General features: G+C 33.0%; 5 protein-coding genes. All 5 read right to left on the reverse strand.

Features of this window, described 5'->3' with window-relative positions; all coding sequences use genetic code 11:
• Nucleotides 1-305 precede the first annotated feature (305 nt).
• On the reverse strand, nt 306-587 hold the full coding sequence (locus AC1DSB_RS16170) for a hypothetical protein (protein ID WP_477532322.1): 282 nt from the start codon (nt 585-587) through the stop codon (nt 306-308).
• 152 nt (nt 588-739) lie between these two features.
• A complete protein-coding gene (locus AC1DSB_RS16175; RefSeq protein WP_477532323.1) occupies nt 740-1,180 on the reverse strand; it encodes an RDD family protein in 441 nt (146 codons plus the stop codon).
• Between the two features lie 57 nt (nt 1,181-1,237).
• Nucleotides 1,238-2,521, reverse strand: a complete 1,284-nt coding sequence (locus AC1DSB_RS16180; protein WP_477587108.1) for a DUF4179 domain-containing protein — start codon at nt 2,519-2,521, stop codon at nt 1,238-1,240.
• Nucleotides 2,505-3,035, reverse strand: coding sequence for a sigma-70 family RNA polymerase sigma factor (locus AC1DSB_RS16185; RefSeq protein WP_342541776.1), 531 nt, complete (start codon nt 3,033-3,035; stop codon nt 2,505-2,507). Before AC1DSB_RS16185 ends, AC1DSB_RS16180 begins: the two co-directional genes overlap by 17 nt.
• A 241-nt stretch (nt 3,036-3,276) precedes the next feature.
• On the reverse strand, nt 3,277-3,480 hold the full coding sequence (locus AC1DSB_RS16190) for a hypothetical protein (RefSeq protein WP_477532325.1): 204 nt from the start codon (nt 3,478-3,480) through the stop codon (nt 3,277-3,279).
• Between the last annotated feature and the right edge of the window lie 193 nt (nt 3,481-3,673).

Raw genomic sequence — 3,673 nt, forward strand, 5'->3', positions numbered from 1 at the left:
CCCTTTCACAAACCCCTTTTTTATTGATCATTCTGTTCAGTTTATGAAATAACGTTAATATTTATTTTTTTCTTAATCAGAAGTTTTTAAGAATTTGAAAGCATGTTTTGAATAGAACGTGGGATTCTAATCTTCTTTTCAAGTTGTTATTCACAACACCCTTTTAAACACTAATCCTAATTTTAATTTACATATATTAACTTATTCAAAACCATTTCAAAATACTACTTCTTGAAGTAACCCCGTTACTTGAATAAGAGAAAAACTAACCCTCATTGCTAATGGATAATAAATTCCCCAGATATTTAAATAACAATTAAGACAATTATCCAACTGAATACGGTAATACCTAATAAAAGACTTCTGATTTTACTTCGTGTTTCTTTAGTACAACTATTTAAGTATCGACGAGTTCCTAATCCAATCGACCAAGCAACTATAAGGATTAAAGACAAAATAATTATAAATTTTGCATTAGGGAATGTATCGTTTAATACAGCTACAACTAAACCATTCAAACCAAAATATAAAAGTAAAGTAAGTGCTAAACCATAACCACATAAAAACCACGTACTATTTTTATTCATCTTGTCCCTCCTATTAAATACAATAAAACTCCATTTCTTTGTTCAACTATACTGCCCCTTTAGTTGAATAAGAAAAAAGAGCTGACTAGGCAGCTCTCTAATCTTTACCACATGCACACGTTAAATAAATAAAAGTAAATAGCTATTAGTAATTAATACTTATACTCTGACGTGCTTAAATTATAACTAACATAGGTTCCGCCAATAAAATCGTGAATTGACCTTTTGTCTTCTCTAAAAATAATCATAAAGATACTCACCACCGCTGATAATCCAAAAGAGACAAAACCAATTAGACCACGTCCAATTACTTCTCTCATAACCATATTTGAAAGTTTGACATTATCACCATCTAATCGTTTTACTTTAATTTTGCACATTCGCTTACCCAAAGAATAACCAATCCATAAGACTGGCAAGATAGTTAAATACAATGTATAAAACAATTGAAAAGTTAAACCAGACGTCCAATTAACATTGTAATCACCTTTTAGGATCATAAAAACAACACCTCCAAGAATGACAATAATGCTAAATTCCACCATAATGGATAATGCTCTCACTATTAGACCAGCAGGGTTTTTCGTCTCCACTTTATTTCCTCCAATCCAATGAAATGTGATTCAATATTTCAATCTCATCTCCTAGCACTATCGTGGAACCTTGACTGTGATTTGAGCTTCTTGATTCAACGTCATATGTGGCAGTACAAATGTTTTCAAAATAATGTCCCCATTACCTTTTGTATCATTAAAGTATAATTTATATTTATTCTTACCAATCGCTTTAGGATAACCTCCATCTGCTATTAAATCATTCCCGTCTGTGTCTTCCACAGATAATTGATTCATTTCAAAATTCGAACCAAAGGGGAATGAACTTGTTGATTCAAAGTAAAGGGCATACCGACCATTTTCTTCTTCGATTTTTGTCACCACAATGTCGCCCATTTCACCTTGTGAAATTGTTAAAGGTAATTGATTTTCTTCTAAAGTAGCTGTAATCTCCTTCCTTTCTATAACTAACGGCATAAAGAATGGACTAATGGTTAGACCAGTTACTTCCTCACTAAGTGGTTCGAATACATATTCGTAAAGCATACTCTCATCATCTCCCGAACCAGACGCATTAATCATCGGTATAAGTGTTCCTTCTTGGTCTAATAAGTGTAGCTTAAGTACCTGATGTTCATTCATGATTTCTTCAACTGTCCCTTTATATAAAATGTGCAGACTTACAGCTGAATTTGTACTCTCAAATTTTTTCACTTCATAGGAAATGCCATCTAATTCAGCCGTTTGACCTGTGGTTAAATTAATACTATTATTATTTGTTTTTATTACATGTGTTTCAAAATGCCAATCACCTTCTGTCTTCCCAATTTGATGTATGGCAACGGATAAGTCAAACTCATTCGGTAAAGGCTTCGTTGGATGAACTTGAATGAGTCCGGAATATTGCCCGTTTGGTAGATACTCCCCTGTCATATTTTCCGAAAAGTTAATTACTTCCCCATTTACTTCAATATGAAGTGGATAAATTTCTTCTGCCTTATCTTGAACGAATGAAAATGCAAGGCGTGAACCATCATATAATACATCCTGAATCGTTAATGAAACCCCATTACTCGTTAATGTTTCATTTAGTGACATTGCATTTTCATCATTGATTGCAACTTGCAAACCTTTATCACCAACTGATGTGAAAATTGAATCGAGTATTGGTACTTTTGCAAGGACACTTGCCATCGTTGGTGAAATAAATCCTGAGCCAATGATTAAACCAAATGCGGCAGCACTTGAAAGCAGTAGCATCATTACTTTTTTAGGCGCAACTTTTTTTTGGCTAGCTCTTAACCCTTCTTCAATCGCTGCATCTAACTTTTGAAAAGGTACTTGAATTGAATCAATTGATTTTTTAATATCCTTGTTCATTCACTTGTCCCCCTTGATAAAACTGTTTTAACTTTTGAATTGCTCTGTGTAAATTCGACTTCACTGTGCCTTCTGGACAGTTTAAGTAATCTGCTATTTGTTGCACTGGTAAATCCCTATAATATCGAAGAATAATGACCGTTTTATATTTTTCTTCTAGCTGTTCGATTGCTTGTAATAAATCCATTTTTTCTTCAATCCGCATGTCGGGAGACTGTTTTTCCACCATTTCTTCTTTGAGTAGGATGATTTTCGATTTTTTTCGCAAAACATCGAGTGCTGTATTGATAAGAATCTTCGTAAGCCATGTATTGAAATACTTTTCTTCTTTTACAGTACTCATATTTACAAAGGCTTTCGTGATTGTCTCTTGAACAATATCTAAAGCATCATTTTCGTTCTTTACATATAAATAAGCCATCTTGTAAAGCTTTTCTTTATCGATTTCAATTAAATGAAGAAATGCTTTTTTGTCGCCTTGCTGAGCCTTTTTAAATAGACTTTGATTAAACACAAAGTACCCTCCATTTCCTTTACAATTGTTAGATGAATGAAATTCCCCTTTCGTTTCAAATTTTCAACATTTTTTTGTAGTCATACAGAAAACGCTTCTACTGCTCGCAGAAACGTGGATAGAATTATGATTAATTTAACTCCTATTCAGCTAACCTGCTCCGTTAGTTCAATAAGAAAAAAGTCTTCACCCCTTAATGGAGTAAAGCACCCGTTGGTTCAACAACTTATCGTTTGTAACTCTATTCTATAGCACCAGTTCTCGACGCTTTATTTTTTTTTATTCTCCAAAAAAGGGAAAAAATAAGGAGAAGAAATCCTACAACAACTCCTATAATTTGGTCTAATAAAAGTTCTTCAGTTCTAAAGTAACGAAGAATAAAAGTTCCACCAAATATTAAAAGAATCATACAAGCCAATTGAATAAGATATGTATTAATTTTCATCAGCTACCCCCTAACCCTCAATAAGTTAACATAAAACCAGAAACAGCTAACCTCAAAGGTTAGCTGCTATTTTTCAACATAAGCACCCGTTACTTCGTATATTGCTATGAACGAAAAGAATCCGGATCAAATGGGTTAAACTTTTTGTTTCTTTGTTTTATCCAATAAATAGAAGGCTATCGCTGCTATGAAT

The sequence above is a fragment of the Paenisporosarcina sp. P4_E4_2 genome, assembly GCF_056401595.1.